Source organism: Lachnoanaerobaculum orale, from assembly GCF_003862485.1.
GTDB classification, from domain to species: domain Bacteria; phylum Bacillota; class Clostridia; order Lachnospirales; family Lachnospiraceae; genus Lachnoanaerobaculum; species Lachnoanaerobaculum orale.
Genome location: NZ_RRCM01000001.1, coordinates 1,535,747 through 1,561,927, shown reverse-complemented (window position 1 = coordinate 1,561,927; position 26,181 = coordinate 1,535,747). Strand labels below are relative to the sequence as shown.

The window sequence follows — 26,181 nt, the reverse complement described above, 5'->3', positions numbered from 1 at the left end:
GAAAAATATGAACGGTGTAATTATTGCTGCGGCTGTAGTCGGTATAGTCGGTATTCTTATTGGTCTCCTACTTGGAGTTGCCAGCGAGAAGTTTAAAGTAGAGGTGGATGAAAAAGAGATAGCGGTTAGAGAAGCATTGCCGGGAAACAACTGTGGCGGTTGCGGTTATCCGGGTTGCGACGGTCTTGCAAAGGCTATTGCGGCAGGAGAGGCCCCTGTAAACAAATGTCCTGTAGGCGGACCTCCTGTAGCGGCCGTTATCGGTGAGATTATGGGTGTAAGCGCAGGTGAAGCCGTAAAAGAGGTTGCATTTGTAAAATGTAAGGGAACTTGTGACAAGGCAAAGCAAAACTTTACATATTTCGGTATTACAGACTGTAATTCAGCTATGAATGTACCGGGTCAGGGCGGTAAGGCCTGCGGCTACGGCTGCATGGGATTCGGTTCATGTGTAAAGGCTTGTGAGTTTGATTCTATTCATATAGTGGACGGTATTGCGCTTGTAGACAGAGAAAAATGTGTTGCCTGCGGCAAATGTGTTGAGGCCTGTCCTAAGAAGCTTATCGACCTTGTACCTTATGAGACATTTACATTCGTACAGTGTAACTCACAGGATAAGGGTAAAGCCGTTAAGGAAGTATGTGAGGTAGGATGTATCGCATGTACTATGTGTGTAAAGGCTTGTGAGAGCGATGCAATACATATGAACGGAAATGTTGCGCTTATAGATTATTCCAAGTGTATAAACTGCGGAAAATGTGCGGCTAAGTGTCCGACCAAGGTCATTCAGGTTGTAGACGGAAAGCTTGCAATGACGGCGTAATTTAATAATGAGTTTAAGAGAGGGGCTTACTTTAAAGTAGGCTCCTTTTTATATGATTATAAGAACTGTTAAAACATAGATTATTGAAAGTACTTTCAGAATATTGCTACATTTCTAACAATAAAGGAACTCGGTTTCAAATTCGATACAAGAAAAAACCACCCGGGAAAAAGGTGGTTTAACATTTTTAGGGGGGCCGGACAGTTAAACTGTCCGGTATGAGTATGAAAAAGCTTTGTAGTTCCAGTAATTCTGAAACCTGCATTAGCCATTCGCTAATGCTCTTATAATATAATGAATAATTGTGTCTATAATATGGAAATAAAATAAAAAAATAATTAAGAAAAACAATTATAAATAAATAATAGTGATGCTTGATTCATATAAAATTTAGGTTACAAAAACAGAGATTTTAGCAAAATATTTCTGTTAAATATTCAGGAAAAATGGAATGTTAAGTATAACTATAAGTAATATTAGAATTTAAATCTTTATATAAAACTTATTCCGGAATTTTGTTGGACATAAGTTAAATATTACATTATTATATATGTCGTGAATGAGAGGAGAAAAAAATGCCTATAGGAGTTATATTTTGTTCCTCATCAATTATAATTGGTGGAATATTGGGAACATTATTCGGAAAGTATTTGAGTGTTGATTTTAAGGAAAAGATAAACATGGTCTTCGGAGCCTGTGCCTTGGCAATGGGTATTACAAGCGTAATGCTTATGAAAAATATGCCGGCTGTTATATTTGCCACTGTTGCAGGTACTACGATAGGGCTTATAGTTCATTTCGGAGATCTGATAAACAGACTTGGAGTGCTTTTGAAAAATTTGATATTCGGACTTGTAAGAAGAAAAGAGAGTGATATATCCGATAAGGAATATGATGAAATGCTGCTTACAATTATAGTGCTGTTTTGTGCAGGCGGAACAGGTATCTACGGTTCTATAGTATCGGGAATGAGCGGAGATCACACTTTACTTATATCAAAGGCAATACTTGATTTGTTTACAGCTATGATTTTTTCATGTCTGTTGGGACCTGTGGTATCCTTCATTGCCATACCGCAGTTTATTATATTCTTTACACTGTTTTCATGCGGAGGAATGATTATGCCTTATACAACCCCTGAGATGGTTGACGATTTTAAGGCGGTGGGCGGAATAATACTGCTTGCAACAAGTTTCAGAATGATAAAGGTAAAGATGTTTCCTGTGGCCGATATGATACCGGCTATGATACTTGCAATGCCGATAAGCCATATCTGGACAGCTTATATAATGCCGCTGCTGTGATTTGCGGCATTGACAGAATATCTACAAGTGATTATAATATCCCTAGTTATAAAGACTGAGACGGAGAGAGTAGTTCTTGACAGAAATTTCAGCGAGCCGGTGACGGTGGAAGACCGGTATGGAGTCAAGAGTGAAGATCACTCCCGAGTTGCCGCCTGAAATATCAGTAGGGTGAGCCGGTTTCCCCGTTATAGGAGCACATATGACAGTATGTTGTAAAGGTGGTTTATAAGTTTTTGACTTGTCCTGTTACAGGACAGGTCTTTTTTATAATCCGGCTTACAAAGAAAGGATTTTTATGTATAAAAAGGTACCTACAGATCTAAAGTTTGTGGAGAGAGAAAGAGAAGTTGAGAAGTTTTGGCGTGACAACCATATTTTTGAAAAGAGTATCGAAGACAGAAAAGATGCTCCGACATATATGTTCTATGACGGACCGCCTACAGCCAACGGAAAGCCGCATATAGGACACGCACTTACAAGAGTTATCAAGGATATGATTCCACGATACAGGACAATGAAAGGCTACAAAGTTCCGAGAAAAGCAGGTTGGGATACACATGGACTTCCTGTAGAGATAGAAGTTGAGAAAGAACTCGGCATCAACGGAAAAGAGCAGATAGAAAAATACGGAGTTGCACCTTTTATAGAGAAGTGTAAAGAGTCTGTTTGGAAGTATAAGAGCATGTGGGAGCAGTTCTCAAATGTAATAGGCTTCTGGGCCGATATGGATGACCCGTATGTAACATATCACAATTCATATATAGAGTCCGAGTGGTGGGCACTTAAGCAGATTTGGGATAAGGGACTTCTTTATAAAGGATTTAAGGTAGTACCTTACTGCCCAAGATGCGGAACACCGCTTTCAAGCCATGAGGTGGCACAGGGATATAAGGATGTAAAGGAAAGATCCGCTATTGTAAGATTTAAGAAAAAGGATGAGAATGTATACTTCCTTGCATGGACCACAACACCTTGGACATTGCCAAGTAATGTGGCTCTTTGTGTAAATCCTGACGAAGAGTATTCAAAGGTAAAGCAGGGAGATTATACATATATTCTTGCAAGTGCATTGGTTGAAACAGTTTTAAAAGATGACTATACCGTACTTGAAACATATAAGGGTAAGGAACTTGAAGGCATTGAGTATGAGCCGCTTTGGGGCGGACTTAATGTAAAGGGTAAGGCATGGTATGTGGTATGTGACAGCTATGTAACTCTTACAGACGGTACAGGTATTGTACATATAGCTCCTGCATTCGGTGAGGACGACTCAAGAATAGGAAGAAACTATAATCTTCCTTTTGTTCAGCTTGTAGATGCACAGGGTAATCTTACAAAAGAGACAAAGTGGGAAGGCGTATTTGTAAAGGATGCCGACAAGCTTGTATTAAAAGACCTTGAAGAAAACGGAAAGCTCTTTGACGCACCTGTATTTGAACACAGCTATCCGCACTGCTGGAGATGTAATACACCGCTTATCTACTATGCAAGAGAGTCTTGGTACATCAAGATGACGGCTGTAAAAGAAGATATAATAAGAAACAACAATACAATCAACTGGATACCTGAGAGCATAGGTAAAGGAAGATTCGGCGATTGGCTTGAGAATATTCAGGATTGGGCTGTATCAAGAAACAGATATTGGGGTACACCTCTTAATGTTTGGATTTGCGACTGCGGACATATGCACAGTATCGGAAGCATTGAAGAACTTAAGTCTATGTCAAAGAACTGTCCTGAAGATATAGAACTTCACAGACCTTATATTGACGCAGTGACAATTACCTGTCCTGAGTGCGGCAAGGAGATGAAAAGAACTCCTGAGGTGCTTGATGCATGGTTTGACTCAGGTTCTATGCCTTTTGCACAGCATCATTATCCGTTTGAGAATAAAGAGAAGTTTGAAGCGCAGTATCCGGCAGACTTTATCTCGGAGGCTGTGGACCAGACCAGAGGATGGTTCTATTCGCTGCTTGCAATATCGACATTGATATTTAACAGAGCACCGTATAAGAATGTTATCGTAATGGGTCATGTGCAGGATGAAGACGGCCAGAAGATGAGTAAGTCAAAGGGAAATGCTGTAGACCCTATGGATGCACTGAACAAGTTCGGTGCGGACGCCATCAGATGGTATTTCTATGTGAACTCCGCTCCGTGGCTTCCGAACAGATTCCATGACAAGGCGGTTGAGGAAGGACAGAGAAAGTTCCTGGGTACACTTTGGAACACTTATGCTTTCTATGTACTTTATGCGGATATTGACAACTTTGACCCTACAAAGTACACACTTGACTATGAAAAGCTTAGCGTAATGGATAAGTGGCTTTTATCAAAGCTTAACACATTGGTAAAGACAGTGGACGACTATCTAAGTAACTATAAGATAACAGAGACTGCAAGAGCGCTGCAAAGCTTCACAGACGATATGAGTAACTGGTATGTAAGAAGATGTAGAGAGAGATTCTGGGCAAAGGGTATGGAGCAGGATAAGATAAATGCATATATGACTTTGTATACGTCACTTATCACTCTTTCAAAGATTTCAGCACCTATGATACCTTTTATGACTGAAGAGATTTATCAAAATCTTGTAAGAAGTGTGGACAAGAATGCACCTGAAAGTATTCATCTTACGGATTTCCCTAAGGTAAATGAGGAATTTATCGACAAAGATCTTGAAGTAAGCATGGACGAGGTTCTTGATATAGTGGTACTTGGTAGAGCTGCAAGAAATTCGGCAAATATAAAGAATCGTCAGCCTATCGGAAATATGTATGTTAAGGCTGAGAATGTACTTAGTCCTTTCTATGTTGAGATTATAGAGGATGAGCTTAATGTTAAGGCTGTAGAGTTTAAGGATGATGTGGAAGAGTTTGTAAGCTACTCATTCAAGCCGCAGTTAAAGACTGTAGGACCTAAGTACGGCAAGCTTCTAGGCAAGATAAAAGAAGCGCTTGCAAATCTCGACGGACATAAGGCAATGCAGGAACTGAACACTGACGGAGCATTAAACTTCGACTTTGATGGTGAGAAGGTGGTACTCGGCAGAGAAGATTTGCTTATTGAGACTGCAAAGAATGACAACTTCGTTACGGAAGCCGACAACAAAGTAACTGTAGTACTTGATATAAGACTTGACGACGCACTCCTTGAAGAGGGCTTTGTAAGAGAGCTTATTTCAAAGATTCAGACAATGAGAAAAGAGGCCGGATTTGAGGTCGTTGATCATATAGTACTTTCACAGTCCGGAAATGACAGAATTGCCGAGATAATAAAGAAAAATGAAGCTGTTATAAAGAATGATACATTAGCAGATGAGATAGTTTATAACAATGTAGAGGGATACACTAAAGATTGGAACTTGAACGGAGAACATACATCCCTTGGAGTAAGTAAGAAAGGTTAGATGTACTTACGATGATGAACGCTAAGGAATTAAAAAAGGCTATAGAAGATAATGTAAAGGTATTGTACAGAAAGACTATAGACGAGGCAAGTAAAGAGCAGGTTTTTTATGCTCTTTCCTATGCCATAAAAGATACCGTCATAGATGAATGGATAAATACACATAAGGCATATGATGAGCAGGATGCAAAGATTTTATACTACCTTTCAATGGAGTTTTTGATAGGCAGAGCGCTTGGCAACAATATAATAAACCTCGGTGCAAGAAAAGAAGTGGCAGAGGTTTTAGAGGAACTCGGATTTGACCTTACAGATATAGAAGATCAGGAGAGCGATCCTGCACTTGGAAACGGCGGCCTTGGAAGGCTTGCCGCCTGCTTCCTTGATTCTCTTGCAACTCTTAATTATCCTGCATACGGCTGCGGTATCAGATACCACTACGGTATGTTTAAGCAAAAGATAGAAAACGGATATCAAAAGGAAGTTCCGGATGACTGGATTAAGAACGGATACCCTTTTGAAATAAAGAGAAGCGAATATTCATATATAGTAAAGTTCGGCGGAAATGTAAGGGTTGATAATGTAAACGGCAAAGAGAAGTTTATACAGGAAAATTACGGTTCGGTAAAGGCTATACCTTATGATATGCCGGTGCTCGGATATGAGAACGGAATGGTAAATTCACTTCGTATCTGGGATGCGGAGGCTATCACAAACTTCAGCCTTGAGCAGTTTGATAAGGGTGACTATCAAAAGGCACTTGAGCAGGAAAACCTTGCAAAGACTTTGGTAGAGGTGCTTTATCCTAATGACAATCATTATGCGGGTAAGGAACTTAGATTAAAGCAGCAGTACTTCTTTATCTCAGCCAGCCTTCAAAGAGCGCTTGATAAGTTCAAATCAACTCACAGCGATATACATATGCTTCCCGAGAAGGTGGTATTCCAGCTGAATGATACACATCCTACAGTGGCAATACCTGAGCTTATGAGACTTCTTTTGGATGAAGAAGGCCTTAACTGGGATGAGGCGTGGGACATCACAAGCAGATGTATGGCATATACCAATCACACAATCATGTCGGAGGCTCTTGAAAAATGGCCCATCGACTTGTTTAAGTCATTACTTCCAAGAGTTTATCAGATAGTGGAAGAGATAAACAGAAGATTTGTAGTGCAAATAAGAGACAGATATCCGAATAATGCCGCTGAAAAAGAAAAGAAGATGGCAATACTCTATGACGGTCAGGTCAGAATGGCATATATGGCAATCATAGCGGGATTTTCCGTAAACGGAGTTGCAAAGCTTCATACACAGATACTTGAGCATCAGGAGCTTAAAGACTTCTATGAGATGATGCCTGAGAAGTTCAACAATAAGACAAACGGCATCACACAGAGAAGATTCCTTGTTCACGCCAATCCTCTTTTAACGGATTGGATTACAAAGAAACTTGGAAGTGATAAATTTATTACAGATTTACCACAGCTTTCAGGCCTAAAGCAGTATTTAAACGATGATAAGTCTTTGGAAGAGTTTATGGAGATCAAATATCAAAATAAATTAAGACTTGTAAAGTATATCAAGGAACATAACGGTATAGATGTGGATCCGAATTCCATCTTTGATGTTCAGGTAAAGAGACTTCATGAGTACAAGCGTCAGCTTTTAAATATCCTTCATGTAATGTATCTTTATAATAAGCTTAAAAATGATGATAACTTCGATATGTATCCGAGAACATTTATCTTCGGTGCAAAGGCTGCGGCAGGATACAGAAGAGCAAAGCAGACTATTAAGCTTATAAATTCAGTAGCGGATGTCATCAACAATGATAAGAGCATAAACGGTAAGATAAAGGTGGTATTCATAGAGGATTATAAGGTATCCAATGCTGAGATAATCTTCGCCGCTGCAGATGTCAGTGAGCAGATTTCCACAGCAAGTAAAGAGGCTTCAGGTACCGGAAATATGAAGTTTATGTTAAACGGAGCACCTACCTTAGGAACTATGGACGGTGCAAATGTGGAAATAGTGGAAGAAGTGGGAAGAGATAATGCTTTCATCTTCGGACTTTCTTCAGATGAGGTAATCGCCTACGAAAACAACGGCGGATATGACCCTATGACTATCTTCAACTCCGATACTGAAATCAGAACGGTGCTTATGCAGCTTGTAAACGGATTTTATTCTCCGAACAATACCGAGGAGTTTAGAGAAATCTATGATTCACTTTTAAAGAAGCAGGGCAATGACAGAGCGGATGTATACTTTATTCTTAAGGACTTCAGAAGCTATGCCAAAGCACATGATGAAGTGGAGAAAGCCTACAAAGATAAGAAGAGATGGGCAAAGATGGCGCTTACACAGACTGCAAACGCAGGTAAGTTCTCATCTGACAGAACTATCGAGGAGTATGTAAGAGATATTTGGCATCTCACTAAGTTAAGGTTGGATAATGCAAAATAGAAAAATTTTCAGTTTTGATATTGATATGACGCTTTTGGAGCATAAGACTTATAAGATAACCCCTTCAGCTCTTTTGGCTATAGAAAGATTAAAAGAGCAGGGACATATAATAGTACTTGCTACCGGAAGAAATCCTGAAAACAGTGACAGTAAGCAATTTGTAGATATAGTAAAGCCTAATGCGGTAATAGGACTTAACGGTACCTTGGTAAAGGTAGGAGAAGAAAAAATTTTTGAACATTTCTTTGACAAGGATGTTTTAAAAAGGCTTGCAAAGTTTGTAGAAGGTAAGGACTGCTCATTGGGCCTTACCTTGGAAGATAAGGACTATTATTTCAATCAAAATGTAATAGATGACTATGACAAAAAGAGATGGGGGGAGAGCTTCAGAAAGTTTTACCCTCCGGAAAAGCTGTTTGATTTGCCTGTAAGGACACTTACATATGTAGGTCCTCCAAGCGGCGCAAAAGAGATAGAAGAAAACTTTCCTACTCTGAAGCTTCCGCTTTTTGCAGGAATGTTCGGAGCGGATGTTATAGAAAAATGTGCAAGCAAGGCCGAGGGCTTGAAGTTACTGTGTAAATATTATAATATTGACATCAAGGATACGGTTGCCTTCGGTGATTCTATGAATGACAAGGAGATAATAGAGGAGTCGGGACTTGGAATAGCTATGGGCAATGCAATAGAGGAACTAAAAAAATATGCGGACTATGTTACCGATGATATTACAGATAACGGAGTCTATAATGCACTGGAAAAGTTCGGTTATATAAATACTAAATAGATTATGCAATACCTTGGCAAGCTTAAGCCAAGGTATTGTGAAAGGAGCATTATGAGAGCGACAATTGTTGATTTGAGAAAAGTAATGCAAAGAGAGGGGATAGACGCATGGATATCCCCTTCTTCAGATGCACATCAAAGTGAATATCCTACAGAATATGACAAATGCAGAAGATTTTTAAGCGGATTTACAGGAAGTGCGGGAACACTGCTTGTTCTTAAGGAAGAAGCTTATCTTTGGACTGACGGAAGATACTTTTTACAGGCGGAAAGTGAGCTCAAAGACAGCGGAATAACTCTTATGAAAATGGGTGAGCCCGGAGTACCTACTTTGGATGAATTGCTTGAAAAAAAGTTAAAGAGCGGTGAAGTACTGGGATTTAACGGTTCGGTACTCAGCTTTTCGGAGGGCAAAGTCATTGCAGGTAAGGTGGTAAAAAACGGTGTTAAGTTAAAAATCGGAAAAGATATCACAAATGAAATATGGCTTGACAGACCTGAAAGGCCACATACAAAGGTATTTATATTGGATGAAAAGTATGCGGGAAAGTCGGCAAGTACAAAGATAAATGAAGTCAGAGAGAGGATGAACGGAAAGGATTTGCTTATAATCTCTTCACTGTCGGATATCGCATGGCTTACAAACCTCAGAGCTTTTGATATACAGTGTAATCCGTTGTTTTTATCTTATTTCATACTTGAAAAGGACAGAGCGACCATCTTTATACAGGATAAATCACTGACTGACGAAGTAAGGGAATACCTTAAGAAAAACGGCATTGATATAAAGCCTTATGACGATTTTGATGAGACTGTGGCAGGTATTTCTCACAAAGAGATACTCTTTGACGAGGCAGATGTAAGCTATAAGACTTTTATCTCAATAAGCAAAAAAGAAAATGCCAACAAGCTCTACTCCGTGTTAAGTCCTGTAACATATCTGAAGAATATAAAGAACGAGGTGGAAGTTGCCAACACAAAGAAGTCACATCTAAGAGACGGTGTATACATGGCAAAGTATATCTATTGGCTGAAAAATCAGGTAAAAAACGGAGCAGATCTTACAGAAAAGACCGCTTCAGACTACCTTGACAATCTTAGAAGAGAGGATGAACTCTTCCTTGATTTAAGCTTCCCTACTATCTCGGGATATGCGGACAACGGCGCGATAGTTCACTACGAGGCCGAGTATGAGACGGCAAAGAAGCTTGAAGCTAAAGGTCTTTATTTGTTTGATTCGGGTGCCACATATAAGGACGGCACCACAGATGTTACAAGAACAATTTCTCTTGGAGAAAATACCTATGAAGAGAAGCTTCATTATACTTTGGTAACCATAGGAATGCTTAGACTTTTAAATACCACATTTAAAAGAGGAGCTATAGGTGTAAGCCTTGATATAAAGGCAAGAGAGGCGCTTTGGGAGTACGGACTTGACTATAATCACGGCACAGGTCACGGTGTAGGTTTTGTAAATACTGTACATGAGATGCCTACATCTATCAGAAACAAGATAAATAAAGATGTATACAGAAATCTTGAGTTTGAGCCGGGAATGATAATGAGTGATGAGCCGGGCGTATATATAAGCGGTAAGCACGGTATCAGAATGGAAATTTTGATGACTGTGGTGGACAAGGGAGAAGGATTCTTAGGATTTGAACCGCTTACAATGGCACCTATTGACAATGAGCCGCTTTTGGTGGATGTAATGACAAAGAGAGATATAGAACTTTATAATAATTATCAAAAACAAGTCTATGATTCCATATCCGGCGGATTAAATGAAGAAGAGAAAGCATGGCTGAAAGAAGTAACAAAGGAAATTTAAAGTCCAAAAAGGATTTAAAATGCAGTGTCGCAAAAAAATGCGGAGGCTGCGATTATATAAACAGCCCATATGATAAGCATGTCAAAGAAAAGCTTGAGAAGGCAAATTCTTTGATAAAAAAATATGGCAAGTTTGACGGGATTGTCTCAATGGACAATCCCTATCATTATAGGAACAAAGTAAGTGCGGTTTTCGGCTTTGAAAACAAGAAAATCATTGCAGGCACCTACGAAAAGAACTCACACAGAGTGGTGGATACAAAAAACTGTCTGATAGAAGATAAGAAGGCCGGAAGTATCATTCAGACCATAAAGAAAATGTGTGTTTCATTTAAAATAAAGGCATATGATGAGGACACAGGCTTCGGCTTTTTACGCCATGTGCTGATACGTGTAGGAAAGAAAAGCGGTCAGATCATGGTGGTTTTGGTGACCTCAAATGTAATATTCCCAAATAAGAACGCCTTTATAAAGGTACTTAGAGGAGAACATCCGGAGATAACCACTATAGTTCAAAATATAAACAATAAAAATACCAGTATGGTACTTGGTGACAGAGAAATAGTGATGTATGGCAAGGGCTATATCACAGATGAACTATGTGGGCTTACATTCAAAATCTCACCGAAGTCGTTCTATCAGGTAAACAGAGACCAAACCGAAAAGCTTTACTCTCAGGCAATAGAGTATGCGGGTTTGCAAGGGGATGAGATACTGCTTGATGCCTATTCCGGAATTGGAACTATCGGACTGATCGCTTCAAAGTCCGTAAAGGAAGTAATATCTGTGGAACTGAATAAGGATGCCCACAAAGATGCCGTCACAAATGCCAAGATAAACAATATAAAGAATGTGAAATTCTATAATGCCGATGCAACCGCATTTATAAATGACCTGGCGGCAGCTAATGAAAAGATAGATGTTGTAATCTTAGACCCTCCAAGAACCGGCTCCACAGAGGAGTTCATAGCCGCAGTAGGCAGGCTGAAACCGAAGAAAGTGGTATATGTCTCCTGTAATCCGGAGACATTGGCAAGGGATTTGGAAGTTTTCAAGAAACAAAGGTACAGATTTGAAAAGGGGATGGCGTTTGATTGCTTTTGTCATACGAAGCATGCGGAGACGGTGGCGTTGTTGGAGAGGCAATGATATATTATTTTTATCCCTTAAAATATACTACATTTTAAGGGATAAGCTAAGAAATAAGGGAATGTCAATCTCTATATAATAAAGCGTCTGTAATTTCATTGAGGAGCGAAAATGTGTAATATTGTTTTAGAAAAACACTTGGAAAGGATTAAGGCGGCTTATGAAGCAAGCGTGTTCACAAAAGGTATCAGGCCGGAGTCAGAGGATAATATAAAAAAGTTTGAATCAAATTATGAATCGATACCGTCAGAGTACCGTTGGCTACTTCTTAACCTGGGAGGTTGCTATTTGGCGGAACCGTGGATTTTTGACTTGAAAGAGCTTGAAGAAAACTATACATTCTTTGAAGAAGCATACGAGGAGTATATGAGCGGATGTGAACACGGGAAAGCCTTTCCTGTCGGAGGTTTAGGTGACGGAAGCATCGTATTTATAGACTTGGAAAGCGGTAAGGTACGTGGATATAATAATGACTATGCTGACCTTGAGGAAATTGCAGAGAACTTTTCCGAGCTTATTTTAGATTTGGTAGAACAGGTGGAAAGTTATTCTTAAAAATAATTCTCCGAGGTACCTTTTGATTGAGTTTAATCAGGCACAGGGGGCAGTCTGTATCAGATGAAGATATTGTTCAACACTATTTCTGAGATCAGACAGTGCAGGTGGTTTTAGGGCTTTTCAGCCTCTTTTTCTGTTTAAATATTGACTTTTGTTCTTATAAAAACTATAATTTAAGAACAAAAAGGCGGTGATAAAAATGAGTAAAAGGGAACTCCTGCTAAAAAAAATAAAAGAAAATAATGGGATTATAACTACCAAAGAAGCCTTAAATTTTGGTGTTCATAAAGATATACTAAAAGAATTAACCATAAAAGAAGAACTTGAAAAAATAGCAAATGGACTCTATGCACTTCCGGGTGAAAATATCGATGAGTATCTTTATTTCTCATATAGAATACCCAAAGGTATTTTTTCACACGAAACAGCGGCGTATTTACAAGGATTATCAACAAGAATGCCTCTTGTTTATGTGATGACTGTAAAGGCAGGAGATAATGTCAGCAGAGTTAAGGCGGCAAGAGATAATATTATTTTTAAGTATGTAAAAATAGATTATTACGATATTGGGAAAATAACTATAACCGGTCCTTTTGGCAGAGAAATATCAGTGTATGACAAAGAAAGAACTATGCTTGATATTATCAAAGATAAGGACAGAATAGATGCACAAGTATTTAGCGAGTCAATAAAATCTTACTTTGCAAGTAAGGAGAAAAATTTATTAAAACTGTCGAAATATGCTGTTAAGATGAATATGGAGCAAGCTTTAAAACGATATACGGAGGTGCTGTTATGAAAACATCGGAACAGATAAAAGGAGCGATTAGGAACATATCTAAGAAAACAGGAGTTAATCCTAACTCTCTGCTTCAGATGTGCTTATTTGAAGGAATACTTGAAAAACTCTCCAAATCAAAATATAGTGAGAATTTTATTTTAAAAGGAGGACTTCTTATATCCTCTCTCATCGGTGTTGATATGCGTAGTACAATGGATATGGATACCACGATTAGAGGAATTCCACTAAATGAAGAGTCTATAACAAAAATCTTAAATGAAATATTGGCGATTAAAATTGATGCAGATATTGAATATAATCTGATTAAATTATTGCCAATAAGACAGGAAGATGTGTATGAAGATTTTTGTGCAAGCATATCCTGCATTTTTGGGAAAATAAATGCAACCTTAAATATAGATATAACGACAGGAGATGTTATTACTCCAAGAGAAATGAATTATTCCTATTCAAAAATCTTAGAAGAAGGTACAATACCGATTATGACCTATACCATAGAAACTATACTTGCTGAAAAATTTGAAACCATTTCAAGCAGAAATATTACCACAACAAGAGCAAGGGATTTCTATGATTTGTATATGATATACAGCATTTATAAAGATAAAATTGATAAAGACATATTAAGAAAAGCAATAGAAAGAACGAGCAAACACAGAGGTTCTCTCGAAACAGCATTACAGTATAAGGAAATAGTAGAGTTGTTCATAAAAAGTGAAACACCAAAAGAACTATGGAAAAAATACACACAGAATAACCCTTATGCTAAAGATGTTGATTTCTTAGATACTATATCAATCTATGAAGAAATAGGTTCTGTATTAAATGTGAATGACGATAATAAATAGTCTTATGGTTGGTGTGAGCTTTAGGGCTACATCAGATTTTTTTATTTGTATGATCAAGGAGAAAAAAAGAGAAGATATAGATTATCTCTCCATCCTTTACCCATATAGATTCCATAGTTTTTGCGTATCTTGTAAAGTTCTTCCATTGTGGATTTTGAGGAAGAATGTTTACTCTCTTTTTTCATATCGACTATGTCCTCTTTGTAGATAACACCTGTAGAATTTTTGAAATTGTTATTAAATTATACTATTAGAACGCCATAATTTCCACATGTATCTTGACAAATATTGAATTTTAATTTATTATTAAATATAAATTCAGTATTGGAATAGAAAGAGGTGTGCTATGGCACAAGTATTAAAAGAAGAAGTTAGAAATAGAATACTAGAAGCAGCAGAAAAAGTATTTTATGAAAAGGACTATAGAGGTGCCAAATTAACAGAAATTGCAAAAGAAGCAGATATTCCTGTGGCACTAATTTATACCTATTTCAAAAATAAGGAAGTTTTGTTTGATGCAGTAGTAAGTTCAGTTTATATAAATTTCGAGTCAGCCTTTGATGAGGAAGAGTCTTTGGAAAAAGGTTCTGCTTCTGAAAGGTTTGATGAAGTTGGAGAAAACTATATTCATGAACTTTTAAAAGAGCGTAAGAAGTTAATTATTTTGATGGATAAAAGCTCAGGAACGAAACATACAGAAGCAAAACACAAACTCATATCACAAATGCAGGTTCATATTGAAGTAAGTTTAAAAAGACAATCAAAAGAGGAATATGATCCAATGCTTGCCCATATTTTAGCCAGTAACTTTACAGAGGGGCTTCTTGAAATAGCAAGGCACTATCAAAGTGAAAAGTGGGCAAAAGATATGCTAAAACTTATTGCAAGGTGTTATTATAAGGGAGTGGAATCCCTATAATTAGCACTAAAAAATAGACTTTGCGTAATCAGCAAAGTCTTACTTTAAACCTTAATACTGAATTAAAATTCAATATTATTCAATTTTGAAAGGAGCGTTGTTCATGCCAGAAAAAGAATTAAGGAAAAAAGTGATTGGGAAAAACGGCTTATCCAATTCACTTCTTGCTTTAAAAATAGTATTTGATTTGATACCACAAATCTTACTTGTATATTTGATTAGTTCTTTAATCACAAACAATATTAACGAAGGTAATTTAAAGTATATATTCTTGGGAATCTTTATATCGTTTGTATTAAAAGGCGTGTTTTACTATTTTGCGACAAAGGTTGCTCATGAGAAAGCATACGAAAAATTGACAGAACTTAGGTTAGATATTATCGGTCATCTAAAAAAACTAAGTTTAGGATTTTTCAAAGAACATAATACTGGAGAGCTTACCAACATTGTTCAACATGATGTGGAGCAAGTGGAAGTATACCTTGCTCATGGTCTTCCTGAAATAATGGCAGTTACGCTTCTGCCTACCATTATTTTCATAGCTATGATTTTTGTAGACTGGCGTCTTGCTCTTGGAATGATTGCCGGAGTTCCACTCATGTATTTGGTAAAAGTTCTTTCACAGAAAACAATGGATAAGAACTTTGCTATTTACTTTAACCATGAAAACAAGATGAGGGAAGAGCTAATGGAATATGTAAAAAATATCTCTGTGATTAAGGCTTTTGCTAAAGAAGAGGAGATTAGCGAAAGAACATTAAAAACGGCAAGAGAGTATATTTACTGGGTTAAAAAGAGCATGGGAGCAATTACAATTCCAATGGGACTTATTGATATATTTATGGAAATTGGAGTAGTTATTGTCATGATTTTGGGAAGTATATTTCTTTATTATGGAGAAATAACAACACCTAAATTTATACTCGCAATTATTCTATCCTCTGCCTTTACAGCATCCATAAGCAAGACAGCAATTCTACAACATTTTTCTATTGTATTTAAGGAGGCCTTAAAGGCGATTGGAAAAGTTTTAACAGTTCCACTTCCTAACAAAAAGACAGAACAAGGTTTAGAATTTGGAAACATAGAATTTAAAGATGTGAATTTTGCATATGGAAAAGATGGCTTTGAGCTTAAAAATATCAATTTGACTTTTAAGAAAAATAGTTTGAATGCCTTTGTAGGAGTAAGTGGTTGTGGGAAAAGCACTGTATCCAATTTGCTTATGGGATTTTGGGATGCAGATGAAGGACAAATACTGATAAATGGAAAAGATATAAAAGAATATAGTCAAGAAAACATCTCAATGCTGATTGGCAGTGTGCAACAAGAAGTTATCCTTTTTGATTTAAGCATTTTTGAAAATATAGCAATCGGAAAACTAAATGCAACAAAAGAAGAAGTTATAGAGGCAGCTAAAAAAGCAAGATGCCATGATTTTATTTCTGCTTTGCCAAATGGATATGAAACACGAGTAGGTGAAATGGGAGTTAAGTTATCCGGTGGAGAAAAACAAAGAATTTCCATAGCAAGAATGATATTGAAAAATGCACCGATTTTAATATTAGATGAAGCAATGGCAGCTGTTGATAGTGAAAATGAAAGACTAATCGGCGAAGCAATTGACGATTTAAGCATGGATAAAACCATCATTACAATTGCTCATCATCTAAATACGATTAGAGATTCAGACCAAATTATTGTTATGGATAAGGGTGTTGTTCTTGATGCAGGAAGTCATGAAGAGCTGATGAAAAGATGTGAGGTCTATAAGTATATGGTTGAAGCACAGAACAAAGTTGATAGATGGAATCTGAAAGATAATAGTCTTTCACGAGCAAGTAGCAAAGCGGATTGCGAGTGTACGGAGGTGGTAACAGAAAATGTTTAGAGAAATGTTAAAACTACTTACAAAAACCGGCAAGAGAGATTTGATTATATCAAGTGTATTCTTTGCCCTTTATGGACTAAGCTCCATAGCCATGATTGTTATCGTATTTTCTATACTGTTCCAAATCTTTGATGGAACGAGCTTAGCAAGCCTATATAAATATTTTATTGCGATTGGATTACTTGTAGTCTTTAAAGGTATTTGTAATATGATCGCAGATATGAAAAAGCATAGTGCAGGTTTTGATATTGTTCAGCAAATCAGAGAACGCATGATTATCAAATTAAAGAAATTTAGTTTAGGTTTTTATACAAATGAAAGATTGGGAGAAATCAATACAATTTTACACAAAGATGTTGATAATATGTCACTTGTTGTAGGACATATGTGGTCAAGAATGTTTGGTGATTTTTTGATAGGTGCAGTTGTATTTGTTGGTCTTGCAAGTATTAATTTTAAACTTGCCATTATGATGGCTGTATCTGTTCTGATTGCACTTATCTTTCTATATCTAACAATTAAGCAATCTGAAAGAATTGAAAATCAAAACAACTCAGCACTTCTGGATATGGTTAGCTTATTTGTTGAATATGTTAGAGGAATACCTGTACTAAAGAGTTTTTCAAACAATAAGAGCTTGGATAATGAGCTTATGAATAAAACAAAAAAGTTTGGAGAAACAAGTAAAGAAGCTTCAAGATTCAAGGCAAAACAGTTATCTATTTTTGGTTTTTTGCTGGATATTGGATATTTGATTCTTTTAATTGCAGGAACAGTATTTGTTGTAAAGGGAAATCTTGATGTCCTTCATTTTATTATCTTTGCAGTAATTTCAAAAGAGTTTTATAAGCCGTTCGCTTCTATGGAACAACACTATATGTACTATGTTTCGGCGGTAGATAGTTACGAAAGACTTTCAAGAATTTTATATGCAGATGTAATACCGGATAAAGTGAATGGAATTGTTCCGAAATATAATGATATAGCTTTTGAAAACATAGATTTTTCCTATGAAAAAGATGAGTTCAAAATGGAAAATTTAAGTTTTGATATTGATGAAAAAACAATGACGGCACTGGTTGGTGAGTCAGGAAGTGGCAAGACGACGATAACTAACCTGTTATTAAGATTTTATGATGTGCAGCAAGGCAAAATTACACTTGGCGGTGTGGATATTAGAGATATTCCTTATGATGAACTTTTGGATCGTATCAGCATTGTTATGCAGAATGTTCAACTGTTTGATAACACGATTGAAGAAAACATCAGGGTAGGAAAAAAAGGAGCAACGAAAGAAGAAATCATTGAAGCTGCAAAGAAAGCAAGAATACATGATTTCATTATGAGTTTACCCAAAGCTTATGAAACGGATATTGGAGAAAATGGTGGGATTTTATCAGGTGGACAAAGACAAAGAATATCTATTGCAAGAGCTTTTCTAAAGGATGCACCGATTTTAATTCTTGATGAAATGACAAGTAATGTTGATCCTGTAAATGAATCTTTGATACAAGATGCCATTACAGAACTTGCAAAGAATAGAACTGTACTTGTGGTGGCTCATCATTTAAAAACCATTCAAAAAGCTGATCAAATTCTCGTATTTCAAAAAGGCAATTTACTTGAAAAAGGAAAGCATGGGGAACTTCTTGAGAAAGATGGTTACTACACAAAATTATGGAAAGCTCAGTACGAGGTATAGTCATGATTTTGTTAAAAGATGTTTCTTATGAATGGGAAGATGGACGAACTGCTTTAAAAAATATCAATCTTGAAATTAAAAAAGGGGAATTTGTTTTAATTTCAGGGAAAAGTGGAAGTGGTAAGAGCACTCTTGGAAGTGTAATGAATGGTCTTATTCCGCATTATTATAAAGGCAAAATGCAAGGAGAAGCCTTTGTGGCAGGAAAAGATATAAGCAAATTATTACTTCATGAAATAGGGCATATTGTAGGAACTGTATTTCAAGATCCAAGAAGTCAGTTTTTTACGACAACTACAGATGAAGAAATAGCTTTTGGTCTTCAAACTATCTGTAAATCAAGAGGGGAAATCAAACAGAGAGTAGAAGAAGTGTATGCAGAGCTGGATACCCCGGAACTGAAAGGAAAATCTGTTTTTGAATTATCAAGCGGACAGAAGCAAAAGATAGCTATTGCAAGCATCTATGCGATGAATCCGAAAGTTTTAATTTTAGATGAACCTTCAGCAAATTTGGATATGAAAGCAACATTTGACCTGTTTTTAATTTTGGAGAAATTAAAGAAAAAAGGAACAACGGTTGTTCTAATTGAACATCGTTTGTACTATGTAAAGTCTTTATTTGACCGTTTTCTTTTGATGAAAGATGGCGAAATTGCACAGGATTTGAGTCGGGAAGAAGTTATCCATCTTGAAGGGGAGTTTTGGGATGAAAATGGACTAAGAACTCTTGAATTAGAAGAATACAGGATAAGTAAGAAGAAAGATTCATATCAATTAAATGATGAAAGTATTAGTGGAAAAGGTTTGAAATTTTGCTATCCGAATGTAGCTAAGGATGGAAAGAAGAAAAAACAGTACATTTTAAATCATCTTGATTTCAACATGGAGTACGGAAAAGCCATTGGTCTTATCGGCTTAAATGGTACCGGGAAAACCACCTTTGCAAGGGTGCTTTCGGGACTTGAGAAGATAAAAGAGGGAACAATATGGGTGGGAAAAGATAAGTCGCTTAATCATAAAGATTTAATGGATATATCATATTTTGTCTTTCAAGATTCAGACTATCAGTTGTTTTCGGAAAGTGTACTTGATGAAATGCTACTTAGTATGGAGGGTAAAGATAAAAAAGAAAATACTCAAAAGGCAAAGTCTATTTTGAGTGTACTTGGCTTAGACAAATACATTGATAAGCATCCGTTTGCTTTATCAAGAGGAGAAAAACAAAGACTGACAATAGCTTGTGGAATGATGAAACAGGCAAAGATTTTCATCTATGATGAACCAACATCAGGTTGTGATAAAGACTCAATGCTTTCCGTCGCAAAACTGATTGAAGAACAATTGAAAAATGGGACAACAGTTTTGGTAATAAGTCATGATTTTGAGTTTTTAGCAAACACAGTGAGCAAGTTATGGGTAATGGGAGATGGAAAAATAGAAACTGTTTTAGATATGAGTGAAAGTAATAAATTTCTCATATTAGACAAGATGAGAGGAGGTAGGGAGCTTGTCAGATAGAAAAACTATAGATCCGAGAATAAAACTTACTCTACTTCCAATTATTGGATTTACGAGCTTTTTTATAAGCGATACAATTCTACTTTTTGTACTAATTGTTTTTGCCTTTTTTCTATATTTATATAGCGGGATGTGGAAAAGAGCGTTACGCTTTATCTTGTTTTTTGGGCTTTTATATTGCATAGAGTTAGGGCTTGGAAAGTTCCCGAAAGCAAGTATCGTATTTGCAATATATATGTTTATTTACTTTGCATCAAGAATGACCTTAATCGCTATGTTTGGTGGATATATAACAAAGACTACAAGTGTAAGTGAAATGCTGGAAGCGTTAAATAGAATGAAAGTACCAAGAAGCATTGGTATACCTTTTAGTGTTTTGCTTAGGTTTGTACCAACTATAAAAATAGAGCTCAAGGCATTAAAAGAAAATATGAAAATTCGAGGAATCGTAACAAGCAGATTTTTCCCGTTGCTACATCCAATTAAATACATTGAATATACGCTTGTTCCGCTTTTAATGAGAATGATTAAAATTTCAGACGAATTGTCAGCTTCGGCACTTATCAGAGGACTTGATAGTGATGAGAAAAGGGTAACATTAACAGAATTGCGGTTTAGAAAAACAGACTTAATGATTGGACTATTAGGAGCTTTGATGATTGCTTTTTTGATAGTAATACAGAAAATTTATTAGGAGGACTTTTATGAAAAACAAATTGAATGGTCGTGATTTTATTACAATCGGAATCTTTAATGCAATTGGAATTGTCATATACATGGCGGTTGCATTTGCTATGGCAACAACAGTTATTGGAGGATTTATTGCTTCAGGAGTTAGCTTTATGGTAGCTGCTACCGTTTATATTCTTATGGCTGTAAAAGTTAAAAAGAAGGGTGTATTTACAATATCAGGAACGCTTCTTGGTTTAATTGCATTGTCAGGAGGACATTTGCCTCATGCAGTCTTTGCTGTAATCGGTGGAATGATATGTGATTTGATTATAGGAAATTATGAGAGCAAGGGACGAATGATTATTGTATATGGGACATTTGCATTAGCAGATTTTTTAGGAACAGTAATTCCTGTAATTTTATTCGGAACAGCTTCTTTTGTGGAAAGAGCATCAAAATGGAAAATGAGCGAAGCGGGGATAAATGAAGCATTATCTTATTTCAAAGTTTCGTGGGCAGTAGGATTTGGCTTGATAACTTTTGTTCTTGCGTGCATAGGAGCATTTGTTGCAATAAAGATACTAAAAAAACATTTTGAAAAAGCAGGAGTGATTTAATCAATCTTTATTGGTGAAGGAAAAATGGAAGAAATAAATTCTATTTCCCAAAAATAAAAATAAATTGAAATTGGGAAATAGAAATGCTGATATGATGACATATTTATGAATAAACTCCGTAATTTATGCTGAGACAGTATTGCGGCAATCACTAGTGTTAGGGAGCGAGACAAAGATTGAAAATTGAGTATATGAGAAAGGAAATGCAATGAGCAGTCAGTGTCAAACTTGGTCGGAAGGTGATCTGGTACTAGAGGAATACCATGACCACGAGTGGTGTAAAATTAATCATGATGATGATTTTGAATTTGAGATGCTGTGCCTTGAATGGGCAAGTGTCGGGCTTTCCTGGGCAACGGTAATGCATAAGAGGGAGAATTACCGTAAGGCATTTCACAATTTTAAAATTGATGCCTGCTCAGTTATGACAGATGAAGAACTTACGGCTTTAATGTCATATACAGGCCTCATACGAAATCGAAACAAGATCTTCAGCGTCCGCAAGAATGCACTGGCAGTACAGAAGATACAGAATGAGTTCGGCTCTTTTGATGAGATGGACAGCAAATTGACAGGCATTGGAAAGAACTCTCAGAAATAGCTGTAGAGTCTAATATTTCTATTCGTCTAAGCAAAGACATGAAAAAACGTGGCATCAGTTTTGTAGGCCCGGTCATCACGTATTCTTTTCTGCAGTCTATCGGGATTGTGAATGACCACTTAGTAGATTGTAAATATCGATAGGAGAGAAGTCATATCAAGATATAATAATCCTTTAAATCAATGTTTAAATATAAAATTAGCTTCACGGATTCAGGATTGAATTAAACCAATGGGATATTGATTTATATATACGAGAGGATTAGGGGCATTGAAGCTTATGACGAAGAAAGACGAATTGCTCATGGCAAATCAGTTTAATGTATTTTTATAAAGGCAGATGTTACAAAAGTAAGACTGTCAAATGGGGATTTGAAGAAAATTCATAAATCTTAAAATGGGGATTTAAGGAATATTACGCTTTACATAAATGGGGATTTGGAGTAGAATCATTATAGTGAGGTGATATATATGGAGACAACAGTTTTTAAAAGGAAAATATATAATGAAATTCTTGAATGGAAAAACAATCGTAGCGATAAGTATGCACTTTTGATAAGAGGAGCCAGACGTGTCGGAAAATCAACGATTGTCGAGGAGTTCGCAAGTAAAGAATTCAAATCATATATATTGCTTGATTTTGCTCGTACCGGTAAAGATATCAATAGCTTATTCGAGGATATGTATAGTTTGGATTTTTTCTTTCTCCAACTGCAACAGCTGACTGGTGTTAGACTGTATGAGCAGGAATCAGTAATCATATTTGATGAGGTACAGCTTCTGCCTAAGGCAAGGCAGGCTATTAAGTATCTTGTTGCGGACGGAAGATATAAATATATAGAGACGGGCTCACTTTTGTCTATAAGGAAAAATACGAAGGATATTCTCATACCAAGCGAGGAACATAAAATAGATATGTACCCCATGGATTTTGAAGAATTTCTGTGGGCAATCGGAGATGAAGTAACTGCAGATACAATTCAAATTCTGTTGGAAAATAAAAGGCCGGCCGGTAATGCGATGCATAGGAGTCTGATGCGTATTTTTAGGCTGTATATGCTTGTTGGCGGTATGCCACAGGCAGTTGAAACGTATGTGGCAGATAATAATCTGCAGGCAGTTGATGAAGCTAAAAGAGAAATTGTAGATTTATACGAGGAAGATTTCACAAAAATAGATGGAACAGGCCTTGCGGGAGATGTCTATGATGCGATTCCGGCTAGCCTTAGCGGTAATGCATCAAGATATGTTTTGGCAAATGCTAGAGCCGGCATCAAATCAGAACAAATGAAGGAGCTTATCCCTGATATGTTGAGTTCATATACAGTGCTTATTGCATATCATGCTAATAATCCAAGTGTAGGAATGTCGCTTGAGAAGGATGCGGGGCGCTATAAGCTTTTTACATCTGATGTAGGATTGTTTGTAACTCTTGCTTTCAGAGATAAGAAATACACTGAAAATATAATCTATAATAAACTGCTTTCTGATAAACTGGAGGCAAACCTGGGGTATGTATACGAGAATGCAGTCGCTCAGATGCTAACTGCTAAAGGAAACAAACTTTTTTATTATACAATGGGGAGTGAAACTTCAAATCATTTGCATGAAATCGACTTTCTAATATCAACAGGCGATAAAATATGTCCGGTGGAATTTAAATCAGGAAACTATAGAAATCATAAATCGCTGGACAATTTTTGTATAAAATTCAGTAGCCGGATAAGAGATAAATACGTCGTTCATACGAAGGATTATAAGTGGGAAAATGGCATTAATTATATCCCTGTGTATATGGTGCCGTTTTTATAGAAGCGGCATACTTGGTGTTCACTCGTTTCATGTGGAGACGGTGTGTCTGATGTCAAAAGTTGCACCCACTTGCACCCACCTGTAATTTGTGTATTTTATGCGGATTGGAAGCTGCTACATCGTATGGAGGGAGTATGAGTTTAGTCAAATGATAGGGCAAAGTACAGTAAGGTTGCAGGGCAAGCTGAATTTGATAGGTTCTAACGCACATTTTGATAAAAGTAGTAAATACGCATTTATTATAAAAATCCGGTATTAGACATATATTTAGCTGTAAAAAAGAGGATATAATAATTTTATATTTTGTAGCGAATCAGCCTGCATTATATTATGTTTTATTGATATCAGAAGTATACCGGTGTATATGTGATATACTAAAGCTATTTATAATATATTTAAAACTGCCGGATTTAGCTATTAAATAATAATGTACTTATAACTTATTCGGGAGGTATCATGAAAGTAATTATTATGCGACATTCAAGAGTAAAATATATATGGAAAAAATGGTATACCTCAGACGAATTTGATAAAGCCTGCAAAGAATACGATAGCTCTTTTGTCGAATACACTGAGCAAGATTTCCCGTATTTTAATCATAAAAATATTTATATAAGTACATTGTCAAGAAGTAGAGAGACTGCTATAAGTATATTCGGACAAACCCACCTTAGACAAACTGAGCTGATAGATGAAGTGCCCTTAAGGTCCGCTTTTGATTCAAAAATTAAATTACCATTGTGGTTTTGGAATTTTGTTGGACGGATTCAGTGGTTTTTTAATATTGCAAGACAGATTGAAGGAAGATTGATTACAAAAAAACGTGCGAAAAGTTTTGTAAATATGCTTTGTAGGGATGGAGAGGATGCTATAGTCATAACACATGGATTTTTTATGCATACTCTATTGAATGCATTTAAGAATGAGGGTTTTAGGTATGAAAAGTCAAATATACATTATAAAACCGGAAGTTATGTTGTGGTGGAGAAATAATTATTACAATAGTTTTATGAGAAAATGGAGGTGCTACTATGACAGATAAATCTATACTGTTATCTATTGCTACAATGACTAGAGAGCAACTCGATACGGAACTGAAGAAAGGTTATGCTTCTATAAAAGCAGGAAAAATATATTCTGCAGATGAAGTTGATAAATTACTTGAAAAAGAGTTTGACCTGAAACTCACACCAACAAAAAGGAGATCCCATGCCCCCAATAACTGTTTTAATTAAGCCTGCATCAGGTCTTTGCAATATGTCTTGTGAATATTGTTTTTACTGTGATGAGGCAAGTAAGCGTTTGCAAAATTCCTATGGATTTATGTCTGAAAAGACTTTGAAAAACACAATCAGAAAAACCATGCTTAGGGCGGAGGGGAGCATACATTATGCTTTCCAGGGAGGTGAGCCGACCTTATGTGGCATTGATTTTTTCAAAAAAGCATTGGCATACCAAAAACAGTACAATAAAAATAATATAGAAGTAACTAATGCCCTTCAGACAAACGGTTTTGCCCTTACAGATGAATGGTGTTCTTTTTTTAAGGAAAACAATTTTTTAATAGGATTGTCGGTGGACGGTACAAAAGAAATACACGATTCTTATAGACATTCAAAAAACGGAGACAATACTTTTGACAGAATAATAAATTCGGCGAAACTACTTGATAAGCATAAGGTGGATTATAATATTCTTACCGTTGTTACATCTAAGGTTGCAAAGAATATTTCAGATATCTACAGGTTTTATAATAAACAGGGATGGAAATACCAACAGTATATAGCCTGTCTTGACCCGATAAATGAAGTGCGTGGGGCTAAGCTTTATTCCTTAACACCAAAAGTTTATGGAAAGTTTTTAATTGATTTATTTGATCTATGGTATAAAGATTATATAAATGGGAAAGATCCATATAACAGGCAGTTTATAAATTATATAAATCTTGCCGGAGGGTATATGGCGGAATCCTGTGAGCAGAATGGAGTATGTGGAATTCAAACAGTAGTGGAAGCTGACGGAAGTGTATATCCATGTGATTTCTATGCCATGGACGAATATCGCCTTGGGAATTTCAATGAAAACAACTTAAGTGAGATAGACGAAAAAAGAATTGAAATTGGATTTATTGAAAAGTCACTTAAATTGGATACGGCATGCCATGAATGTAAATATTACAGAGTATGCAAAGGAGGATGTCAGCGCAATAGAGATTTAGACACGAATACCGGACTATACAGTAATTATTTTTGTGAAGCATATAAGATATTTTTTGATGCCCATTATGATAAAATACTTGAAATATACGATAGTTTAAGATAAATATGTTTATATTCCGGATGCAAATAAGGTATATTTTAAAGCAAAATACATTTTATACAATATAAATAAAAATATTGACATTAAAACGATTTAGGTATATACTTACCACATAAGTAAACGGTTACGCAAACGATAATTCGACTTAA

20 protein-coding genes and 1 pseudogene are annotated in these 26,181 nt (G+C 36.3%); all 21 read left to right on the top strand.

Annotated features, from left to right (window positions below; genetic code table 11):
• Positions 1-7: 7 nt before the first annotated feature.
• The 21 genes and pseudogenes from EHW90_RS07385 (at position 8) to EHW90_RS07285 (ending at position 26,035) form a co-directional block, all read left to right on the top strand.
• Positions 8-823 carry an RnfABCDGE type electron transport complex subunit B gene (locus tag EHW90_RS07385; RefSeq protein ID WP_060931695.1) on the top strand — a complete coding sequence of 272 codons (816 nt, stop codon included), beginning with the start codon at positions 8-10 and terminating at the stop codon, positions 821-823.
• A gap of 575 nt (positions 824-1,398) precedes the next feature.
• Positions 1,399-2,127 carry a DUF554 domain-containing protein gene (locus tag EHW90_RS07380; protein WP_124952206.1) on the top strand — a complete coding sequence of 243 codons (729 nt, stop codon included), beginning with the start codon at positions 1,399-1,401 and terminating at the stop codon, positions 2,125-2,127.
• 298 nt (positions 2,128-2,425) lie between these two features.
• A complete protein-coding gene (gene ileS / locus EHW90_RS07375; protein WP_124952205.1) occupies positions 2,426-5,539 on the top strand; it encodes an isoleucine--tRNA ligase in 3,114 nt (1,037 codons plus the stop codon).
• A gap of 11 nt (positions 5,540-5,550) precedes the next feature.
• Positions 5,551-8,007, top strand: coding sequence for a glycogen/starch/alpha-glucan phosphorylase (locus EHW90_RS07370; protein WP_124952204.1), 2,457 nt, complete (start codon positions 5,551-5,553; stop codon positions 8,005-8,007).
• On the top strand, positions 7,997-8,794 hold the full coding sequence (locus EHW90_RS07365) for an HAD family hydrolase (RefSeq protein ID WP_124952203.1): 798 nt from the start codon (positions 7,997-7,999) through the stop codon (positions 8,792-8,794). Before EHW90_RS07370 ends, EHW90_RS07365 begins: the two co-directional genes overlap by 11 nt.
• A gap of 51 nt (positions 8,795-8,845) precedes the next feature.
• A complete protein-coding gene (locus EHW90_RS07360; RefSeq protein WP_124952202.1) occupies positions 8,846-10,624 on the top strand; it encodes an aminopeptidase P family protein in 1,779 nt (592 codons plus the stop codon).
• Complete coding sequence (gene rlmD / locus EHW90_RS07355) at positions 10,594-11,772, top strand: 23S rRNA (uracil(1939)-C(5))-methyltransferase RlmD (RefSeq protein WP_124952201.1); 1,179 nt, start codon at positions 10,594-10,596, stop codon at positions 11,770-11,772. Before EHW90_RS07360 ends, rlmD begins: the two co-directional genes overlap by 31 nt.
• Positions 11,773-11,883: 111 nt before the next feature.
• Positions 11,884-12,327: an SMI1/KNR4 family protein gene (locus EHW90_RS07350; RefSeq protein WP_124952200.1), complete on the top strand. Its 444-nt coding sequence runs from the start codon at positions 11,884-11,886 to the stop codon at positions 12,325-12,327.
• 202 nt (positions 12,328-12,529) lie between these two features.
• Positions 12,530-13,129, top strand: coding sequence for a type IV toxin-antitoxin system AbiEi family antitoxin domain-containing protein (locus tag EHW90_RS07345; RefSeq protein ID WP_124952199.1), 600 nt, complete (start codon positions 12,530-12,532; stop codon positions 13,127-13,129).
• Positions 13,126-13,980 carry a nucleotidyl transferase AbiEii/AbiGii toxin family protein gene (locus tag EHW90_RS07340; protein WP_124952198.1) on the top strand — a complete coding sequence of 285 codons (855 nt, stop codon included), beginning with the start codon at positions 13,126-13,128 and terminating at the stop codon, positions 13,978-13,980. Before EHW90_RS07345 ends, EHW90_RS07340 begins: the two co-directional genes overlap by 4 nt.
• Positions 13,981-14,326: 346 nt before the next feature.
• The gene (locus EHW90_RS07335) at positions 14,327-14,899 is read left to right on the top strand and encodes a TetR/AcrR family transcriptional regulator (protein ID WP_009428883.1); all 573 of its coding nucleotides are present in this window, start codon (positions 14,327-14,329) and stop codon (positions 14,897-14,899) included.
• A 103-nt stretch (positions 14,900-15,002) separates the two neighbouring features.
• Positions 15,003-16,790 (top strand): ABC transporter ATP-binding protein, encoded by a 1,788-nt coding sequence (locus EHW90_RS07330; RefSeq protein ID WP_124952197.1) that lies wholly within the window; start codon positions 15,003-15,005, stop codon positions 16,788-16,790.
• On the top strand, positions 16,783-18,492 hold the full coding sequence (locus EHW90_RS07325) for an ABC transporter ATP-binding protein (RefSeq protein ID WP_124952196.1): 1,710 nt from the start codon (positions 16,783-16,785) through the stop codon (positions 18,490-18,492). Before EHW90_RS07330 ends, EHW90_RS07325 begins: the two co-directional genes overlap by 8 nt.
• Positions 18,493-18,494: 2 nt before the next feature.
• On the top strand, positions 18,495-20,012 hold the full coding sequence (locus EHW90_RS07320) for an ABC transporter ATP-binding protein (protein ID WP_124952195.1): 1,518 nt from the start codon (positions 18,495-18,497) through the stop codon (positions 20,010-20,012).
• Complete coding sequence (locus tag EHW90_RS07315; RefSeq protein WP_124952194.1) at positions 20,002-20,706, top strand: energy-coupling factor transporter transmembrane component T; 705 nt, start codon at positions 20,002-20,004, stop codon at positions 20,704-20,706. Before EHW90_RS07320 ends, EHW90_RS07315 begins: the two co-directional genes overlap by 11 nt.
• A gap of 10 nt (positions 20,707-20,716) precedes the next feature.
• Positions 20,717-21,301, top strand: a complete 585-nt coding sequence (locus EHW90_RS07310) for an MptD family putative ECF transporter S component (protein ID WP_124952193.1) — start codon at positions 20,717-20,719, stop codon at positions 21,299-21,301.
• A gap of 208 nt (positions 21,302-21,509) precedes the next feature.
• Positions 21,510-22,045 (top strand): annotated as a pseudogene (locus tag EHW90_RS13875) (DNA-3-methyladenine glycosylase I).
• A gap of 327 nt (positions 22,046-22,372) precedes the next feature.
• Positions 22,373-23,713, top strand: a complete 1,341-nt coding sequence (locus EHW90_RS07300; RefSeq protein WP_124952192.1) for an ATP-binding protein — start codon at positions 22,373-22,375, stop codon at positions 23,711-23,713.
• 456 nt (positions 23,714-24,169) lie between these two features.
• A complete protein-coding gene (locus EHW90_RS07295; RefSeq protein ID WP_124952191.1) occupies positions 24,170-24,706 on the top strand; it encodes a histidine phosphatase family protein in 537 nt (178 codons plus the stop codon).
• A gap of 38 nt (positions 24,707-24,744) precedes the next feature.
• Entirely contained in the window at positions 24,745-24,948 is a 204-nt protein-coding gene (locus EHW90_RS07290) for a hypothetical protein (protein ID WP_243113937.1), read from the top strand.
• The gene (locus EHW90_RS07285) at positions 24,923-26,035 is read left to right on the top strand and encodes an anaerobic sulfatase maturase (RefSeq protein ID WP_124952190.1); all 1,113 of its coding nucleotides are present in this window, start codon (positions 24,923-24,925) and stop codon (positions 26,033-26,035) included. Before EHW90_RS07290 ends, EHW90_RS07285 begins: the two co-directional genes overlap by 26 nt.
• Positions 26,036-26,181 lie beyond the last annotated feature (146 nt).